The organism is Paenarthrobacter sp. R1 (assembly GCF_030264015.1).
Taxonomy (GTDB): domain Bacteria; phylum Actinomycetota; class Actinomycetes; order Actinomycetales; family Micrococcaceae; genus Arthrobacter; species Arthrobacter ureafaciens.
In genome coordinates, this window is the sequence record NZ_CP127115.1 from 1,026,685 (window position 1) to 1,044,499 (window position 17,815).

The following is a 17,815-nucleotide window of genomic DNA, read 5'->3' on the forward strand; positions in this document are numbered from 1 at the left end:
GTAGAGGCTTCTGCTCCTGCTTCTGTACGGCACGTACAGCGAGAAGGCCCTTACAAACATATCCCGGGGAACCGCATCACTCCGCAGTGAGGGCGTCCACTACGTCCACGGTCCCGTCCCTGAAGGGAATGGTCCTGCCAATGGTTTCCGGCAACTCCAGGACAGCAGCAGCTACCAGCGCAACGTTCGCCCGGGAGGTCTGCGTGCCGTCGCCCGGATTCGCCGGATTCACCTCGATCAGCCCCGTTGGAGCATCTTCGGTCAGCGCTCCGGGCCCCAGCACCGTCCAGTCCAGCCCGGTGTTCCTGAGGTACTCGTCAGCTGCGGACTTCGCCTCCGCGTAGGCGAAGAACGAATTGTCCTCGGGAACGCCATGGTCCTTGCCCGCACCGAAGTAGGACACCATCACGTAGCGCCTGACGCCGGCTTCAGCGGCAGCATCCATGGAGCGGATGGCAGCATCCCGATCCACGGCGTACGTGCGCGAAGGGTTTCCCCCACCGGCCCCGGCGGACCAGACAACGGCGTCATGGCCCCCGAGCGCCTTGGCGAGTTCCGCCGTCGTCGAGTTTTCGACGTCCAACACCTCCGCGGAAGCTCCCGTGGCAGTGACATCAGCCACATGCTCGGGATTCCGGATGAAGGACGTGACATCGTGACCTTCCCCACTAAGAATTCGGGACAGGTGCAGGGCCACTTTTCCGTGGCCGCCAATGATCGCAATTCGGCTCATGGACCCATTCTGTCCCACAACAGGGCAGGGGCGTGCGGGGGGAAACAAAAAGGCCCCGCAGACGAATCTGCGGGGCCTTGCTTTTTGTAGCGGTGGGGAGGCTCGATCTCCCGACCTCACGATTATGAGTCGTGCGCTCTAACCAACTGAGCTACACCGCCACGGATGAGAAAAGCCTGCGTCAAGCCGGTCAAACCGCCTTGACGCAGGCCCTCATCCAGAGCCCCCCACCGGAATCGATCCGGTGACCTCGTTCTTACCAAGAACGCGCTCTACCACTGAGCTAGGGGGGCAACGAGTAAATACTCTACCGGAGGTTTTCCGAAGCTCCAAATCGGCGCAAAGACAGGGAAAAACGGCGTCGACACAATTTGCGGACGCGCGATTTTCCTGCTCTCAATTCACCTTTTTCAGGGCAAGCGAAGGACCTGCCCGGGGTAGATTGCGTCCGGGTTGGGGACGGTATCACTGTTGGTCGCGATCAGTGCTCCGAGGTCCACGCCGAACTGCGCTGCGATCCCCCGCATGGTGTCCCCGGGCTCCACCACAACCTCTGTGACCTGCGGTGCCACCGGCCCTTGTTGTCCCGCCTCCGCTGCGGCCGTAGCAGCCGTTTCCCGGGCCTCCGGGCGGACTTCCGGATCCTGCGGTTCCACGCCCGCCTGATGCGCTTGCTCCGCCGCAGCCCGGTTCGCTGCCTCCTGCTGCTCTGTGGCCTGGGCTGCCGCGGCTTCGGCTGCTTCGCCGTCCGAGGCGGAAACCTCGACGGCGGCACTATCCTCTGCCGCTTGGCGCCCGGCCGATGCCTCCCCGCCGTGATCCTTCCCGCCGTGATCTTTCCCGCCGTGATCTTTCCTTCCAAGGCCGAGGTTCTTTTTCACGTTATCCAGGAATCCCATGGCTCGATCGTAAGCGCGGGCCTGCCGGCTGTGAACCCGTGTGCGGGCGTTGGAGGACCACCTTAAACGACCAAGGGCCGGCTCGAAAGCCGACCCTTGGATCATTCAGTAGTGCTTACCACTTGCCCTTGCGGTTGAAATCGCGGTGGCCGCCTTCGCCGCCGCCGCGGGGCTTGCGGGCGCCGTCACCATGGCCGCCGAAACGGGAGCCGCCGGACTGGCCGCGGTCACGGTCACCGTAGCTACCGGACGTACGCTCGCTGTAGGAGCGTCCGCCGCGGTCAGCGGAGGAACGCTCGCCGTCGTGCCGGCGGAACTCCTTCTTGAAGCCGCCGTTGCCCTTGAAGTTGCCGCCACGGCCACCACGGTCTCCGTCACGGTTCGGCTTGCGTCCCGTGTCCAGCTCGAGGTGGATCAGTTCGCCGCCGATGCGGGTGCGGGACAGGGCGCGCAGCTGCTCCGGGCTGAGGTCTGCAGGCAGTTCAACCAGGGAGTGGTCCGAGCGGATGTCGATGCCACCGATCTGCGAGGACGAGATACCGCCCTCGTTGGCAATGGCGCCCACGATGGAACCGGGCATCACGCGCTGACGGCGTCCAACCGCGATCCGGTAGGTCGCGTTGCCCTCGGTGAGGGTGCGGGAGGGGCCGCGGGAGTTGAAGCCGTCCTTGGAACGCTCGCGCTTCTGGAATTCCGGTGCAGCGGGAAGGTCCTTGACCAGGAGCGGCTGGCCGCCCTGTGCCATGACTGCCAGCGCTGCAGCGATCTCTGCGGCCGGGACCTTGTGCTCTTCTTCGTAGGAGGCAATCAGGTCGCGGAACAGCGAGACGTCCTCGGACTCGAGGGTCTCCGTGATGCGCTCGGCGAACTTGCCCAGGCGCAGCGAGTTGACCGTCTCGGCCGTGGGCAGGTGCATCTGCTCGACAGGCTGGCGGGTCGCCTTCTCGATGGCACGCAGCAGGTACTTCTCGCGCGGCGTCATGAAGAGGATGGCGTCACCGCTGCGTCCTGCGCGACCGGTACGGCCGATGCGGTGGACGTAGGACTCAGTGTCGTGCGGGATGTCGTAGTTCACCACGTGGCTGATGCGCTCCACATCGAGGCCACGGGCGGCGACGTCGGTAGCCACCAGGATGTCGATGCGGCCCTCACGCAAGGCGTCAACGGTGCGTTCACGCTGCTGCTGGGGAATGTCGCCGTTGATGGCGGCGGCCTGGAAACCGCGGGCCTTCAGTTTGTCGGCGAGGTCCTCGGTAGCCATCTTGGTCCGCACGAAGGCGATAACGCCGTCGAATTCTTCAACCTCGAGGATGCGGGTCATCGCGTCCAGCTTGTGCGGGCCCATGACCTGCAGGTAGCGCTGGCGGATGTTGGAACCCGTGGAGGTCTTGGACTTGACCGAGATTTCCGCCGGGTTGTTCAGGTACTGCTTGGACATGCGTCGGATCTGGCCGGGCATGGTCGCGGAGAACAGGGCAACCTGGCGGGTTTCCGGGGTCTCCTGGAAGATCTGCTCCACGTCATCGGCAAAGCCCATGCGCAGCATCTCGTCGGCTTCATCCAGCACCAGGTACTGGAGTTCGGAAAGGTCCAAGGAACCCTTGGAGATGTGGTCGATCACGCGGCCCGGCGTGCCCACAACAACCTGGGCACCGCGGCGAAGGCCTGCGAGCTGGGGACCGTAGGCCGAACCACCGTAGACGGGCAGCACGGTGAAGTCGTCCATGTGCTTGGCGTAGGAGGTGAAGGCTTCAGCAACCTGGAGGGCGAGTTCACGCGTCGGGGCCAGGACCAGGGCCTGGGTCTTGCGTGAGGGGCCGTTGAGGTCGTGCAGCTCAGCCAGGCGGGAAAGGGCGGGAACAGCGAATGCTGCAGTCTTGCCGGTACCGGTCTGGGCCAGTCCGACGACGTCGCGGCCTTCGAGCAGCAGCGGAATGGTGGCAGCCTGGATCGGCGACGGCTTCTCGTAGCCGACGTCCTGAAGGGCTGCGAGCACGCGACCGTCAAGGCCGAGGTCGGTGAAACGAACGCCCTCTTCCTCGTCTTCTGCTGCGGGAGCGGACTCTGCGGCGGGAGCGGAAGCGGGGGTCTCGACGGCGGCCGGCTGCGTTTCGGCGGTTTCGGCAGCGTCAGCGGTGGTCACTGCTGCTTCGGCAGATTCAGTGGCGGCGTCGAGGTTCTCGTTGAGAGTGTCTGGCATTAGGGGGAAATTCCTCATCCATAGGGGCAGTCGGCGCGGCCCGGTTGGGCTTGGCCGCAGTACACGCGAAAGCCAAGCAAGGGTGCCCTGCTCTCGCAGAAGTCCGGCGCTGTCGCAATCCCATGGCAGGACTTCGCGCTGCATCTCTTGGCTGCTATCCCAGCAGTCTGTACAGCGTTTTCTTTAGCCGGCGCTCCCTATGAAAATGCCCGCACACAGTTTGCGGGCCCCAACACTTACCAGTCCTGCCTCAAGAATTGGGCAGGAAAAAGGGAATTCCGGAGTGGGGGATATATCCAGTGTAGGGTACGCGGCAGCCACTCCGCGACCCGTGAAGGGCCTGCGGGCGTGAGAGCTTGCGCACACTCCCCCTCCGCCTTGCCCGGAGCGGGCTGTCCAAGGGTCCCTAGAGTCCGTTGCGTCGCAGGACTTTCGCGAACTCCTTGTGGTAATCGTCCTGCAACCGGATCTCCCCGTCAGCCTCGGCGTCGAGCAGGGCCTGGACCATCTCCGGGGTGGGCTCGCTGAACCACTGGCCCACGGTGATTCCGTGCCGGGGTACAAACGTGCGGTGTATGTAGTCGCCTGCGGACACGGTGCCAGTCTTGATGACCCTCAGGTAGGTGCCCACACGGCCGGCCTCGGTGAACCGCTTTACCCACCCGGGTTCCTTCAGCACGCGTTGGAAGGTGGCGCAAGGGACCCTGGGCGAGGTCACTTCCATTTCCAGGTCCAGGCCGATCTTCCATCGTTCCCCGATGACGGCTCCCGTGGTTTCGATGCCTGCCACGCGCAGGTTTTCGCCGAAAGTCCCCGGGGCAATGTCCCGTCCAAGCTCTCCCGACCAGTAGTCGGCGTCGTCCTGGGAGTACGCGTAGAGGGCCTGGTCTTCTCCCCCATGGTGCTTCCGGCTGGCCTGTACGTCCCCGTGGACACCCAGTTTGTGAACTTTGACCGGTCCGTCCACAGGACGTTTGTCGATCGCCGTCACCCCAACGCCGCCTTCGAGGTCCGGCAACAACTGGTGCACGCGGCAAACAGCAAGAACGGAAGCAGTTTTCATGGGGAACAGTCTACGGAAGTCACGCTTTTGGACACCCTGTGCAGCGCCGTCGGGACCGGGGACGCTTTTTCCATGCGTTGTGTTGCGCCCTGCCGACGTACCGCCACGACCCACTTTGCGCGGCGAAACCCGGAGACACGCCGTTCCAAGGGCCCCCAGCAGCCCTTTTCCCCCCAAAGTGGGTCGTGGCGGCACCGCATGGTGGACCAGGTCAAGGCGGTGCGCAGTAAATAGCGGTGCGCGGTAGGGCGGCGCAGTGAATAACGACGGCGGCTGGCTTGGTTTTGGGGCGTTCAGCCACCACCGCGGGTGAAGGGACGGGTAGTTCTACCCACACCCGGATGTCAGGAATGCCAGTGACGGACGCAGGGACTAGGCTTGCTTTCAGCATTCCGCTCCGGTCCTCGCCGGACACTCCAACGGTCTATCCAGGGGGATACACATGGACCCGCAAGACAGCCCTGACGGCACCGGCCCCAACGCCGGCGACGGGCGCGGTAACGGCGATCCCGGTACCGGCAGGAATCAGCCAAAGCCGCCGCCGTGGCAAGTACCCAAGCCGGAGCTGCATCCCGGCCTGGCGCAGCCCCCGCAGGACACCACCGGCCAAGGACAGCCCCGGCAGGGCAAGTCCCCACAGGGCAAGCCCGGTCAGGGTAAGCCCAATCAGGGCAAACCCGGACAGGGCCGGAACCAGGACGCCCCGGGTGGTTTCCTGCCCGTCGTCAACCCGTTCGAGAAGGAACGCGAACGCGAAGCACACCGGGAAGCGGCGAGGAAGAAGCGCTCCCAGCGCCGCACCGTCGTCGTAGGTTTGGGCGTTACCGCGCTCCTGGCCGGCACCATTACGGCAATCGTCGCCAGCAACGAGGCTGAAGCCGATTACGCACAGGTTTGCTTCAACGAGGAAACCGGCGAGCGCGTCAACGACGACCAGTGCAACAACAGCAGCTCGGCAGGCCGCAGCTCGGGCGTCTATGCCTGGTACTTCTACTCCCGGGGCGCTTCCGTGCCGGCCGTGGGGCAGAACCGGAGTTCGTACCCGAGCTACACCAAGACAGCCCCGCAGGGAGCCAAAACCTCCAAGGGTTACAGCACCAAGGGCGGCACGGTCAGCCGCGGCGGCTTCGGCAGCAGCTCCAAAAGCGGAAGCTCGGGGGGCTAGGCGTGCGGCGGTTGCCCTCAACACCCCGGCCCGACTGGAAGAACAAGATCGAAGAGCAGGGCCTGGTCTTCTCCACCACCACCATGCCCGATGGCCGGAAGATCGAATACTGGAACGAATCGGCCTACTACGAATTCACCATGGACGAGGTGGAAACCCTCGAGAAGACGGCCGAGGACATGCACGCCATGTGCCTGGAGGCCGCGAAGTACCTGGCCACGGGCGCGATGGGAGACATCGGAATCGGGATGCAGGCCTTGGAGCTTGCGGCCGAATCACTCCAAGCCGGAGACATGGACATCTACGGCCGCTTCGATTTCATCTATGACGGCCAGGGCGGCCCGGCCAAAATGCTGGAATACAACGCCGACACTCCAACCGGCCTGATCGAAGCATCCGTGGCGCAGTGGTTCTGGTTGCAGGACGCCTTCCCGGACAAGGACCAGTGGAACGGCATCCATGAGGCACTCATCCGGCAGTGGCAGAAGCTGCAGTTCCGCACGGGAATGAGCACCTTGCACGTGGCCCATTCGGAGGCGGAGGAGTCCGGTGAGGACTGGATGACTGCGGCCTACATGCGGGACGTGGCGAGCCAGGGCGGATGGACCACCATCGGCATCAACATGTCGGACATTGGCTGGGACCCGAACCTCAACCGCTTCGTGGACCTGGACAACTTCATGATCAGCACCATCTTCAAGTTGTATCCGTGGGAACTGATGATGAAGGAACCCTTCGGGCATCGCCTGCTGACCCGCGCCCATAACCCGCGATGGATCGAGCCGGCCTGGAAGATGCTGTTCTCCAACAAGGCCCTTCTGGCGGCCCTGTGGCATCTCTACCCCGGACACGAGAACCTCCTTCCGGCCTACTTGGGCGATCCCGGTCCACTCAAGGAATGGGTGGCCAAGCCCCTGCACGGCCGCGAAGGCGACAACATCAAGATCCACGCGCCCGGCATCGACATTGCGCAGGACGGCGGCTACGGACGTGAGGGCTGGTGCTACCAGCAGTACCATCAACTCCCTGACTTCGACGGAAACCATCCAGTGCTGGGCCTCTGGGTAGTGGATGGCGAGTCCGTGGGCTGCGGTATCCGTGAATCAGACGGACCCATCACGGACTACTTCTGCCGTTTTGTCCCCAACACCATCGACGCACCCGCACCCCAGGGTGCCCCTCCGACTTCCCCTTATGGAGCCGTACTATGAGCACAGAAACCTCGACGCCGGGTGGCAGCACGGGCGGTAACGGCACCGCCGTCGTCCCGTCCAAAGGCCTGCGGGCAGGAATCCTGGACCTGGGCGACTCCGTCATGTTGGGGCTTGCCTCCACAGCGCCCGTCTATTCGCTGGCCGCGACCCTGGGCCTGATCGTCGCCGTCAACGGTAACTACACCCCGCTGATTTTGGTCCTGGGATTCATCCCTGTCCTGTTCATCGCCTACGCCTTCCGCGAGCTGAACAGTGCGTTGCCCGACTGCGGCACCACCTTCATCTGGGCGCGGAAGGCGTTCGGTCCGTGGGCCGGATGGCTGGGCGGCTGGGGCGTTGCCTTGGCCGGCGTTGTGGTCCTGGCCAACCTTGCCCAAGTTGCGGGGTCCTACCTATGGATGTTGGTGGGCGATGGTTCCCTGGCCGGCAACAAGTGGTTGGTCACCGCCACGGGGGTTCTTTTCATCGCGTTCATGACGTTCGTGAACCACCGCGGCATCCGCCTTGGCGAGCATGTGCAGAGGACCCTGACCTACATCCAGTACATTTCGCTGGGCATTTTTGCGCTGGCGATCATCGTCCGGGTGGCCGGCGGAGCGCCGGAAGGCCAGGCATTCACCTTCGAATGGTTCAACCCGGTGGGCGCGTTCAATGATCCCGGTGCCGTGGTCCACGGCGTCCTGCTGGCCCTGTTCATCTACTGGGGCTGGGATACGTGCCTGGCTTTGAATGAGGAAACGGAGAATCCGACCAAGACTCCCGGGCGCGGTGCAGTGATCTCGGCCCTGGTCCTGATGGCCATCTACGTCTCCGTGGCGCTGCTGGTGATGATGTACGCAACGATCGGCACGGACGGCATCGGCTTGGGCAACGAGGCCAACCAGGATGACGTCTTCCTGGCCATGAAGGACGTTGTGCTGGGGCCGTGGGGTTGGCTGATTGTGCTGGCCGTTCTTGCGTCGGTTCTATCTTCTACGCAGACCACCATCCTTCCCACGGCCCGCGGAACGCTGTCCATGGGTGTCCACGGCGCCCTCCCCGCCCGATTCGGCAAAGTGCACGAACGCTTCCAGACCCCCGGCTTCTCCACCTTGGTCATGGGAATCGCGGCCGCGGCCTACTACGTGGCCATGAGTTTCCTGAGCGAAGACCTGCTGGCCGACTCCATCAGTGCCATCAGCCTTTTCATCGCTTTCTACTACGCCCTGACCGGGTTCGCCTGCGTGTGGTTCTTCCGCGCCACCTTGCGGGACTCGGCCCGCAACCTCTGGTTCCGCGGGATCTTCCCGTTCCTTGGCGGCGTAACACTGACGGTTGCGTTCTTCGTCTCCGCCGTCCAGATGTGGGATCCGGCCTACGGGGACACGCAGATCTTCGGCATTGGCGGCGCGTTTGTGAGCGGGGTGTTGCTGTTGGCCCTCGGAGTGGTCCTGGCTGTGGTGTGCCGCTTCGCTCCCTCCACACGCGCCTATTTCACCAAGGAGCACGCAGATATGGGGATTGTCCGCGGGGAGTAACCCCGGGCACCCCTGTCTCCTGACTTCGGCGGGCGCTTCAGGCGCTCCCTATGGCAGCGTCACCAGGTCGAAGAAGCCGCGGAGGCTCCCGGCCACGTCAACCTCGTCCGGAGCCAGCAACCACTGCGTTTGCAGGCCATCCCAGAGACCTACCAGTGACGTGGCTGCCTGCTGCGGATCGACGCCGGGCCGCAGCTTCCCTTCGGACTGGAGTTCCGTAAACCGCCTCGCATAGCTTTGCCGAAGCCGGGCAAAACGGTCAGCGAAGTACTCCCGGCCCGGGTGGCCTTCTGTCAGGGACTCCGCGCACAGCACCGTATAGAGCTCGATGACCCCCGGAATGTCCTCGTTGTACTTGGCGGTCCTGAAGACCACTTCGGCGAGGCCTTCGGCCATGTCTGCCGGGTTCGCTGTCTCCGTAATCTCGTCGCGGCGGGCCAACACGGCCATGAGCAGGTCGCTCTTCGACGGGAAATAGTGCAGCAAACTGGTCTGGCTCATCCCGGCTTGGTCCGCGACGTCCTGCAGCGACCCTCCCCGGTAACCGCGGGAGGCAAAAACCGCGTGGGCAGCATCCAGAATTGCGCGCCGCCGCGCTTCCGATTTGGCATAGGGGCCGCGTCGTCCCGCACGGTTGCCGTCCTTGGTGGTCATGGCTAGCCAGTGTACAGCGGCAAAGTCATACCTTTTGAATTTCGAGTAGATACTCGAAATTTGTGTTAGCGTGGTCACACTCGGCCGTCGGATGAGCTTCCTTGAACGCTCAACGGCCTCAGGAACCGACACAAAGAGGTGAAGGCACATGACCCTTCTCACGCGAAGACAACTGCTGGGCACCGGCCTCGGGGCTGCCGCCATGGGGCTGATGGCAGGCTGCGCTACCCCCGGCACACAGTCCGTCAACTCAGCGGCCACCATCCCGCCCGCGAACGGACCGGTGAAGCTCACCTACTGGGCCTGGCTCAAGGACTTTCAGAAGGTCGCAGACATTTGGAATGCGCAGAACCCCGGGATACAGGTGGAGGTGGTCTGGATTCCCGGCGGAAACTCGGGTGGATACCAAAAGCTGTACTCAGCGCTTGCCGCAGGCGGCGGCCCCGACTTGGCGCAGGTGGAACTGCGGTCCATTCCTGAGTTCCTCCTGGTGAACGGACTCGTGGATCTGTCCCGCTATGGCGCGCAGGAACACGCGCATCTTTACGACAAGACCCTCTGGAACCAGGTGAGTTATGCCGGCGGAGTCTACGGCATTCCCCAGGACTCCGGCCCCATGGCCTTGTTCTACCAGCCTGCTGTGCTGGAAGCCGTCGGCGGGGCCCTGCCAAGAAGCTGGGACGACTGGGCATGGATCGGCAAGGAGCTCCGGGCCAAGGATGTCTACATTGACTGCTTCCCGATCAGCGACGCCTCACCGTTCGCTTCCTATGCAGCACAGGCCGGGGCCGTCTGGCTGCGGCCGGAAACAGACGGCTGGGTCATCAACATGACCGATGAGGCCACCCTCAACACTGCCCGCTTTTTCGACAGGGCCATCGACGACGACATCGTCAACACGGCCTACGGCGCCTTTTCGCCGGCATGGTTCGCCGCGGCAGCCAAAGGAAAAATCGCCTCCACCGTCACCGGAAGCTGGGGAGACGCCCTCATTGAGGGGGTCAGCGGAGCCTCCGGAAAATGGCGGGTGGCCCCCATGCCCACGTGGGGCGGCGACGGATACGGGTCCAGCTACCTCGGGGGTTCCACGGCGGCAGTCCTGGCCAACAGCAAGCACCCCAAGGAAGCCCTTGAATTCGCGGTATGGCTCACCACGTCCAAAGAAGGAATCGACGCCGAGATCAAGAACAGCGGCATCGGGTGGTCACCGAACCCGGAGTTCATCGGAACTGATCGACAAAAGCCTTCGGCCTTCTTCGGCGGCCAGCGGTACAACGAGGAAGTCTTCGTACCGGCCACCCGGCAGCAGAACACCGAATGGTCCTGGTGGCCGGTCACCCAGCAGCCCTTCAACATCCTCAGCGACGGATTCCGCAAGAAGGCGTTCGGAACCAGCCTGGTGGATTCAGTAGTTGCCGCCGAACAGCAGATCATCACGGTCTTCAAGAACAAAGGCCTCACCATCCGGAAGGAAGCGGCATGACGACCACCCGTACTGCCCCCACAGCCGAACGCAGAGGGACAGACAGGCCCCGGAACGGCCGGAACGGCGCGGCGGCCAGGGCACCTTGGCTCCTCCTGGCTCCCTTCCTGGCTCTCTTTGCCCTGACTTTCGTACTGCCCATCCTGGCCGCCATCGGCTCAAGCTTTACCAAGGTCACCCGCAGCGGCCTCTTCGGCGAAGCCGGTGTCACCAGCGGGTTCGCAGGGTTCTCGAACTATGCCCTGGCATTGGGCGATGGCGCTTTCATAGCCTCAATTGGCCGCATGCTGCTCTTCGGCGTCGTCCAGGTGCCGGTGATGATCGTCCTCTGCACCTTCCTGGCTTTGCTGCTCGAATCCGCGTCAGCCCGCTGGCCCGGTTTCTTCCGCGCGGCCTACTTCCTGCCCTATGGCGTTCCCGGCGTCATTGCCACCATCCTCTGGTCCTTCCTCTACGTCCCGGGACTCAGCCCCCTGTTCGATGCCGCAAAGATCGTTGGCATAACCCCGGATTTCCTCGGCGCCAACAGCGTCCTGTGGTCCATCGCAAACATCGTCACCTGGAGCTACACCGGGTACAACATGCTGATCATCGTGGCCCAATTGAAGGCGATCCCCGGTGAGCTCTACGAGGCGGCAAAAGTGGACGGTGCTTCCAGTTGGCGGGTCGCGCGGAGCATCCAGCTTCCCCTGATCCGCCCCGCACTGGTCCTGACCACCGTTTTCTCCATCATCGGTACCCTCCAGCTGTTCGCCGAGGCCCAGGTCCTGAAAACAGTCGCGCCGGCAATTGACAGCCAATACACACCCAACTTGAGCGCCTACACCACCGCGTTCGCCTACAACGACTACAACGTCGCCGCAGCGCAGTCCGTCATCATCGCCGTCGCGGCCTTTACCTTGTCCTTCGCCTTCCTCGCATTCACGAACAGGAAGTCCTCATGACCACAGCAACCACCAGCAAAACACCGTCGGCACCGCCACGGCAGGCGGCCAAGCGGCCGGCCACCGGCACGGACCGCACGGCAGGCCGCCGTCGTTCATCCACCATCATCGTCACGGCGATCCTGGTAGTGGCCGCCCTGTACTTCCTGATCCCCGTGTACTGGGTATTCGTAGCGTCCACCAAGTCCACCGCAGACCTCTTCTCCACCAACGGATTCTGGTTCGCCCCCACCTTCGCCCTGACCGAAAATCTCTCCAAAGTCCTCAGTTATGACGACGGCATCTTTGGCCGCTGGTTCCTGAACTCGGCCATCTACGCTGGAGTGGGCGCGCTCCTGGCCACCTACTTCGCCGCGGCGGGCGGCTACGCCCTGGCCAAGTACCAATTCCGCGGGCGGAACCTGGTGTTCGGCACCATCCTCGGCGGAGTCCTGGTGCCCGGAACGGCCACTGCCCTGCCGCTGTTCCTGCTCTTCAGCCAAATGGGACTGGCCAACACGTACTGGAGTGTCCTGCTGCCCTCCCTGGTCTCACCGTTTGGCCTTTTCCTGTGCCGGATCTACGCCGAAGCCACCGTGGACACGGCACTGATCGAGGCGGCCAGGATCGATGGGGCAGGTGAGCTGCGGATCTTCCATACGATCGGCCTCAAAGTACTGACTCCGGCTTTGGTCACTGTCTTCCTGTTCCAGCTGGTAGGCATCTGGAACAACTACTTCCTGCCACTGGTCATGTTGTCCGATTCAGAGCTGTATCCCATCACGCTCGGCCTGAACAACTGGCTGAGCCAAGTGGACCGCCTGCCCGAATTCTACGAACTGACCACCGGCGGGGTGCTGCTGTCCATCATCCCGCTCAGCATCGCAATGGTTGTCCTGCAGCGCTACTGGCGCGGCGGGCTGACAGAAGGAGCCGTCAAGTAATGACCCATTCCCCAGTCGCTGGCTACGTCACGGATACCGGCCCCGGATCCGGTCGTCGGCTGCCCGCCCGCTCGTGGCTGCATACCGACGCACCAACACTGTCACTGAACGGGCAGTGGCGTTTCCGCCTTCTGCCCGGGGCTCCGGGTACCCCGGGCGGCAGGGGTGTCCTTCCGCAAGGCGAGGATCAGGCAGGCGTAGCAGCCGAAGAGCTGGACGATTCAACGTGGGACAAGATCGCGGTTCCCGCGCACTGGGTCCTTGAAGGTGACGGCCGCTACGGACGGCCCATCTACACCAACGTGCAGTTCCCCTTCCCCATCGATCCGCCGTTCGTTCCGGATGCGAATCCCACCGGCGACTACCGGAAGTCCTTTGAGATCCCCGAGGACTGGAACGATGCCCAACGCATTGTCCTTCGCTTCGACGGCGTCGAGTCCCGCTACAAAGTGTGGATCAACGGGGCAGAGATCGGAGTTGGCACCGGAAGCCGGCTTGCGCAGGAATTCGATGTCACGGAGGCGGTGCGCGCAGGGACCAACCTGATCGCTGTCCGGGTCCACCAGTGGTCGGCAGCAAGCTACGTGGAGGACCAGGACCAATGGTGGATGCCGGGCATTTTCCGGGATGTCACACTGCAGGCGAGGCCCCACGGCGGCATCGACGACGTCTGGCTCCGCACCGGTTACCGGGCGGACAGCGGGGGAACAATCGACCCGGAAATCGTCGCTGCCAGTGAGGCTTTCCCGATCCGCCTGAGCGTGCCTGAGCTGGACGTCGATGTCCTGTGGGACTCCCCGGCCGACGTCGCCCCTGTGGTGATCGCCGCCGTCGAACCCTGGTCGGCAGAGGTGCCGCGGCTCTATTCGGCCACCGTCAGCAGCGGGGCGGAGACGGTTTCCCTCCGTTTGGGTTTCCGCACGGTGGAGATCCGCGGCGACCGTTTCCTGGTCAACGGCCGCCGGGTGGTGTTCCACGGGGTGAACCGCCACGAGACCCATCCGGACAGGGGCCGGGTGTTCGATGAGGCGTTCGCCCGCGAGGACCTGGCCATGATGAAGCGGTTCAACGTCAACGCCATCCGTACCAGCCACTACCCGCCCCATCCGCGCCTCCTGGATCTTGCGGATGAGTTGGGTTTTTGGGTGGTCCTGGAGTGTGATCTTGAAACGCACGGCTTTGAAGCGCAGGGCTGGGCAGGTAATCCCAGTGACGATCCCGCGTGGCGCGAAGCCCTTGTGGACAGGATGGAGCGCACGGTTGAGCGGGACAAGAACCACGCCTCGATCATCATGTGGTCCTTGGGGAACGAGTCCGGCACCGGCTCCAACCTCGCAGCCATGTCCGCGTGGACCCATGCCCGGGACACCAGCCGGCCGGTCCACTATGAGGGTGACTACACCGGCGCTTACACGGACGTCTACTCGCGGATGTACTCATCCGTTCCGGAGACCGAATCCATTGGCCGGGACGACGCCGGGTCCCTGTTGCTGGGATGTTCCGCCGCCGAGTCCGCCGGCCAGCGCACCAAGCCTTTCATCCTGTGCGAATACGTCCACGCCATGGGCAACGGCCCCGGCGCGATCGACCAGTACGAGGACCTGGTGGACCGGTATCCGCGTTTGCACGGCGGCTTCGTCTGGGAGTGGCGGGATCATGGAATCCGCACCCGGGCAGCCGACGGAACGGAGTTTTTCGCCTACGGCGGCGATTTCGGCGAGGTGGTCCACGACGGCAACTTCGTGATGGACGGAATGGTCCTGTCCGATTCCACGCCCAGCCCGGGGCTCTTCGAGTACAAGCAGATTGTGGCTCCCCTCCGTTTGGGCTTCTCCCCGGAAAAGCACGACGGCGGCCCTGGCCGGGTCCTGACGCTCGCCAATGTGCGGCACTCGGCTGACGCGTCCGACGTCGTCATCCGATGGCGGTGTGAGACGGACGGCAAGCTGACCTCCTCGGGCGAGTTCGACGTTGTTTCCGCCACGGGCACCCCGCTGGCACCGGGCGAATCAGCACGCTTTGATCTTCCGGAACCTATCTCCGCGGACGAGGGAGAACAGTGGTTCACGGCCGAGGTGGTACTGCGCAAGGACACCGAATGGGCCGAGGCCGGGCACGTCATCTCGGCTGCACAGGTGGAACTCGGCGGCACGTTCAAACGTCCGTCCACGCCGCGGCCCCTTCCGGCTGCTTCCCTCTCCGCGGCCGCCATGGCCGGCAGCTTCTCCGTGGGGCCTGCCCGCTTTGACCATGGCAGCCTGGTTGAACTGGCCGGGCTGGCGGTCTCGGGACCCCGCCTTGAGCTGTGGCGCGCACCGACGGACAACGACGCCGGAGCGGGCCGCGGAAGCTACGACCTCGCAGACCCATGGTCCAACAACGGCAACGGCGTCCCGGCCCCTTCGATGGAGGCCATGTGGCGTGCGGAGGGCCTGGACCGACTGGTAGGCAGGGTTGAGTCTGCAGCAGCGGGCAAGGCCCGCGTCCAGGTCCGGACCAAGTATGCCGCGGCCAATAGTGCCCACTGGGTGTCCGTTGCCGAAGAGTGGCAACTGGCGGACGACGGTCTCTGGCTGCGCCTGGACATCGAGCCAAGTTCGGGGTGGGATCTGGTGTGGCCCAGGGTGGGAGTCCGGTTCGATCTGCCCGGAACCGTTGACGGTGCCGCCTGGTTCGGGGCAGGACCACGGGAGTCCTACCCTGACAGCCTCCATTCGGCCTTGGTGGGAAGTTACCGTGCTGGCATCGGGGAGTTGTCCGTCGCCTACGCCAAGCCGCAGGAAACAGGCCATCGCTCTGCGGTCCGGCGCCTGGAGCTGCAGCAGTCCGGCTCCCCGTGGCTGGAGCTTGAAGCAGTAGCCGATTCACGCGGCCGCCTGCCGGGCTTCACCTTGTCCCGGCACACGGCCCAGCAGGTCTCGGCAGCCGCCCACCCCCACGAGCTGCCGCCCGGCGAGGAAAGCTACCTCTACCTGGACGCCGCCCAGCACGGGCTCGGCTCGCGGGCCTGCGGACCTGATGTGTGGCCCGATTTCATGCTGCGGCCGGAGGCGAGGACGCTGGTCTTCCGCATCTCGGAGGCGTCCCGCTAGGCATTGCGGGGGCCGCCCTGCGTTCTTTGAAGAACGCAGGGCGGCCCCGCAGCCCGGTCAAACAGCCGCGGGTTCCTTCCGCGCAGCATCCTTCCGGATCGTCGCGCTGATCACCGCTGCCACCGTGCACATCGCGGCCGCCCCCAGCCAGGCGTAGTTGTAGTGCCCGGTGGCGTCCCGGATGTAGCCGGCCAGCAAGGCCGCCACTGCTGCGCCCAGTTGGTGCGCGGCGAACACCCAACCGAACACCACGGAACCGTCTGCCCCGAACACCTGCCGGCAGATGGCCGCCGTCGGGGGCACGGTGGCCACCCAGTCAAGGCCGTAGACCACCACGAAGATGATCATGCTCGGCTCCACCGTTGAGCCCAGCAGGAGCGGCAGCACCAGCAGCCCGATTCCACGGAACTGGTAGTAGACGGCCAACAGGACCCGCGGGTTGAAACGGTCGGTCAGCCACCCCGACGCGATGGTTCCCACGATGTCGAAGATTCCGACGACGGCCAACAGGCCTGCCGCTGTGGTCTCGGGCATCCCGTGGTCGTGCGCTGACGGAATGAAGTGCGTTCCAATCAAACCGTTGGTGGTTGCTCCGCAGATGGCGAAGCCGGCAGCCAACGCCCAAAACGTGCGGACTTTGCTGGCCCGTTTGAGGACCTGGAGCGCACGGACGGCAGCATTCGGCGAGTCCACCGGGACCGCAGCGCTCGCCGCGGGGGCGGGGACCGGCGTCGTACTTTCTGCGGACTCTTGCTCAGCCCCGTAAGGCAACACCCCGACGTCGGCGGGTGAGTTCCGCAGCCACCGCAGTACCAGCGGCACCACCGCCAGCGCGCCTGCGGCAATCAGCAGCGAGGCCCCGCGCCACCCGGGGTCCTGCGCCAGCAAGGCAATGAAGGGCAGGAAGACCAACTGCCCGGCGGCACTGCCCGCAGTCAGGATGCCGATCACCAGGCCCCGGCTCCTGGCAAACCACGTATTGGCGATGGTGGCGGCAAAGACGAGCGCCATGGATCCCGTGCCCAGACCGATCAGCAGGCCCCAGGTGAGGAGGATCTGCCAGGACTGGTTCACGAAGACCGTCAGCGCCGAGCCCAATCCAATGAGGCACAGCGCGATCGCCGTGACTTTGCGGATTCCGAAGCGTTCCATGAGCGCGGCTGCGAAGGGCGCGGTCAGGCCAAAGAGCACCAGGTTGATGCTCACGGCCAAGGACAGGACCGTGGTGGACCAGCCGAACTCCTGCTGCAGCGGCACCATCAGCACCCCGGGCGCAGCCCGGAAGCCCGCCGCCCCCACCAAGGCTAGGAACGCAACCGCGGCGACGATCCACGCGGGGTGCAGGCGGCGGCGTCTGCCGGTGGGAACGGTCTTGGTCGTGTCGGGAGCGGTCATGCTCGGATCTCTTTCACGTCTTCAGGGGCCACATGCGCGTTGTCGGGGGCGACGGCGAGGGATACCGGGCCGTCGCTGCGCTTGAGGCTGTGCCAGCTGGTATTGGCGGCTGTGAGGCGGGCGCCGCACTGGGTGCACGTGTCGGCTGAGGAGGTCGGTTTGCCGCAGCCGGTGTGGATGACGCGCATGTGCGAGACCTCGTCCGGGGCATCCATATGCTTCTCGGCCCAGATGATGATCGCGTTCAGGACCGGAAGGGTGTCCTCGCCTTTGGGCGTGAGGACGTATTCCTGCCTGGTCCGGTTGCCGTCCTTGTAGGGGCGCTGGGCAAGGATGCCGGCCTCCACGAACGAGGCCAGCCGCTTGCTGAGGACGTTGTCCGCTACTTCGAGGCGTTTCTTGATGGCGTCGTACCGGCCGTTTCCGAAGAAGACCTCGCGCAGGACGAGGCTTCCCCAAGGATCGCCGAGCACATCGAGGCCGCGGGCAAGGCTACAGGACCGGGCAGACCAGTCAGAACGCAATGGCATGAG

At 64.5% G+C, this 17,815-nt stretch carries 14 protein-coding genes and 2 tRNA genes; 7 read left to right on the top strand and 9 right to left on the bottom strand.

All coding sequences use genetic code 11. From position 1 onward, the window contains the following. Positions 1-76: 76 nt before the first annotated feature. The 6 genes from QN084_RS04945 to QN084_RS04970 all read right to left on the bottom strand — a co-directional run bounded on the left by QN084_RS04945 (position 77) and on the right by QN084_RS04970 (position 4,895). Positions 77-733, bottom strand: a complete 657-nt coding sequence (locus tag QN084_RS04945; RefSeq protein WP_069695794.1) for an SDR family oxidoreductase — start codon at positions 731-733, stop codon at positions 77-79. An 87-nt stretch (positions 734-820) separates the two neighbouring features. Then, positions 821-894, bottom strand: a tRNA-Met gene (locus QN084_RS04950). 60 nt (positions 895-954) lie between these two features. Then, positions 955-1,026, bottom strand: a tRNA-Thr gene (locus QN084_RS04955). 117 nt (positions 1,027-1,143) lie between these two features. Continuing rightward, complete coding sequence (locus QN084_RS04960) at positions 1,144-1,632, bottom strand: LysM peptidoglycan-binding domain-containing protein (protein ID WP_069695795.1); 489 nt, start codon at positions 1,630-1,632, stop codon at positions 1,144-1,146. A 115-nt stretch (positions 1,633-1,747) separates the two neighbouring features. Then, a complete protein-coding gene (locus tag QN084_RS04965; protein ID WP_021472347.1) occupies positions 1,748-3,832 on the bottom strand; it encodes a DEAD/DEAH box helicase in 2,085 nt (694 codons plus the stop codon). A 406-nt stretch (positions 3,833-4,238) separates the two neighbouring features. After that, positions 4,239-4,895 (bottom strand): MOSC domain-containing protein, encoded by a 657-nt coding sequence (locus QN084_RS04970; protein WP_069695796.1) that lies wholly within the window; start codon positions 4,893-4,895, stop codon positions 4,239-4,241. A gap of 442 nt (positions 4,896-5,337) precedes the next feature. Here QN084_RS04970 and QN084_RS04975 point away from each other — a divergent pair, with 442 nt between their 5' ends. From QN084_RS04975 to QN084_RS04985, 3 genes are read left to right on the top strand one after another with little or no spacing between them, the layout of a single operon-like run. Next, the gene (locus QN084_RS04975) at positions 5,338-6,060 is read left to right on the top strand and encodes a Tat pathway signal protein (protein ID WP_069695797.1); all 723 of its coding nucleotides are present in this window, start codon (positions 5,338-5,340) and stop codon (positions 6,058-6,060) included. A gap of 2 nt (positions 6,061-6,062) precedes the next feature. Next, the gene (locus tag QN084_RS04980) at positions 6,063-7,271 is read left to right on the top strand and encodes a glutathionylspermidine synthase family protein (protein WP_069695798.1); all 1,209 of its coding nucleotides are present in this window, start codon (positions 6,063-6,065) and stop codon (positions 7,269-7,271) included. Further along, on the top strand, positions 7,268-8,791 hold the full coding sequence (locus tag QN084_RS04985) for an APC family permease (protein WP_069695799.1): 1,524 nt from the start codon (positions 7,268-7,270) through the stop codon (positions 8,789-8,791). Before QN084_RS04980 ends, QN084_RS04985 begins: the two co-directional genes overlap by 4 nt. Positions 8,792-8,839: 48 nt before the next feature. On the opposite strand, the gene QN084_RS04990 is transcribed toward QN084_RS04985, so the two are convergent. Further along, positions 8,840-9,445 (bottom strand): TetR/AcrR family transcriptional regulator, encoded by a 606-nt coding sequence (locus QN084_RS04990; RefSeq protein ID WP_069695800.1) that lies wholly within the window; start codon positions 9,443-9,445, stop codon positions 8,840-8,842. A gap of 148 nt (positions 9,446-9,593) precedes the next feature. On the opposite strand from QN084_RS04990, the gene QN084_RS04995 reads away from it, so the two are divergent. The 4 genes from QN084_RS04995 to QN084_RS05010 are packed head-to-tail and all read left to right on the top strand — an operon-like array spanning position 9,594 to position 15,887. Further along, positions 9,594-10,928: an ABC transporter substrate-binding protein gene (locus QN084_RS04995; RefSeq protein ID WP_069695801.1), complete on the top strand. Its 1,335-nt coding sequence runs from the start codon at positions 9,594-9,596 to the stop codon at positions 10,926-10,928. Next, positions 10,925-11,872, top strand: a complete 948-nt coding sequence (locus QN084_RS05000; RefSeq protein WP_069695802.1) for a carbohydrate ABC transporter permease — start codon at positions 10,925-10,927, stop codon at positions 11,870-11,872. Before QN084_RS04995 ends, QN084_RS05000 begins: the two co-directional genes overlap by 4 nt. Then, positions 11,869-12,795 (top strand): carbohydrate ABC transporter permease, encoded by a 927-nt coding sequence (locus QN084_RS05005; RefSeq protein WP_069695803.1) that lies wholly within the window; start codon positions 11,869-11,871, stop codon positions 12,793-12,795. The genes QN084_RS05000 and QN084_RS05005 overlap by 4 nt, the downstream gene beginning before the upstream one ends. Next, the gene (locus QN084_RS05010) at positions 12,795-15,887 is read left to right on the top strand and encodes a glycoside hydrolase family 2 TIM barrel-domain containing protein (protein ID WP_069695804.1); all 3,093 of its coding nucleotides are present in this window, start codon (positions 12,795-12,797) and stop codon (positions 15,885-15,887) included. Before QN084_RS05005 ends, QN084_RS05010 begins: the two co-directional genes overlap by 1 nt. 57 nt (positions 15,888-15,944) lie before the next feature. Here the strand turns inward: QN084_RS05010 and QN084_RS05015 are convergent, their stop codons facing one another. Both QN084_RS05015 and QN084_RS05020 read right to left on the bottom strand, forming a co-directional pair. Further along, complete coding sequence (locus QN084_RS05015) at positions 15,945-17,282, bottom strand: MFS transporter (RefSeq protein WP_021472337.1); 1,338 nt, start codon at positions 17,280-17,282, stop codon at positions 15,945-15,947. After that, the gene (locus QN084_RS05020) at positions 17,279-17,812 is read right to left on the bottom strand and encodes a winged helix-turn-helix transcriptional regulator (protein ID WP_021472336.1); all 534 of its coding nucleotides are present in this window, start codon (positions 17,810-17,812) and stop codon (positions 17,279-17,281) included. Before QN084_RS05020 ends, QN084_RS05015 begins: the two co-directional genes overlap by 4 nt. Between the last annotated feature and the right edge of the window lie 3 nt (positions 17,813-17,815).

Bases quoted from the DNA above. Each gene is read 5' to 3' on its own strand.
- QN084_RS04965 (WP_021472347.1), bottom strand. From the start codon at position 3,832: ATGCCAGACACTCTCAACGAGAACCTCGACGCCGCCACTGAATCTGCC.
- QN084_RS04970 (WP_069695796.1), bottom strand. From the start codon at position 4,895: ATGAAAACTGCTTCCGTTCTTGCTGTTTGCCGCGTGCACCAGTTGTTG.
- QN084_RS05010 (WP_069695804.1), top strand. From the start codon at position 12,795: ATGACCCATTCCCCAGTCGCTGGCTACGTCACGGATACCGGCCCCGGA.
- QN084_RS05000 (WP_069695802.1), top strand. From the start codon at position 10,925: ATGACGACCACCCGTACTGCCCCCACAGCCGAACGCAGAGGGACAGAC.
- QN084_RS04960 (WP_069695795.1), bottom strand. From the start codon at position 1,632: ATGGGATTCCTGGATAACGTGAAAAAGAACCTCGGCCTTGGAAGGAAA.
- QN084_RS04945 (WP_069695794.1), bottom strand. From the start codon at position 733: ATGAGCCGAATTGCGATCATTGGCGGCCACGGAAAAGTGGCCCTGCAC.
- QN084_RS05005 (WP_069695803.1), top strand. From the start codon at position 11,869: ATGACCACAGCAACCACCAGCAAAACACCGTCGGCACCGCCACGGCAG.
- QN084_RS05020 (WP_021472336.1), bottom strand. From the start codon at position 17,812: ATGCCATTGCGTTCTGACTGGTCTGCCCGGTCCTGTAGCCTTGCCCGC.
- QN084_RS05015 (WP_021472337.1), bottom strand. From the start codon at position 17,282: ATGACCGCTCCCGACACGACCAAGACCGTTCCCACCGGCAGACGCCGC.
- QN084_RS04990 (WP_069695800.1), bottom strand. From the start codon at position 9,445: ATGACCACCAAGGACGGCAACCGTGCGGGACGACGCGGCCCCTATGCC.
- QN084_RS04995 (WP_069695801.1), top strand. From the start codon at position 9,594: ATGACCCTTCTCACGCGAAGACAACTGCTGGGCACCGGCCTCGGGGCT.
- QN084_RS04985 (WP_069695799.1), top strand. From the start codon at position 7,268: ATGAGCACAGAAACCTCGACGCCGGGTGGCAGCACGGGCGGTAACGGC.
- QN084_RS04975 (WP_069695797.1), top strand. From the start codon at position 5,338: ATGGACCCGCAAGACAGCCCTGACGGCACCGGCCCCAACGCCGGCGAC.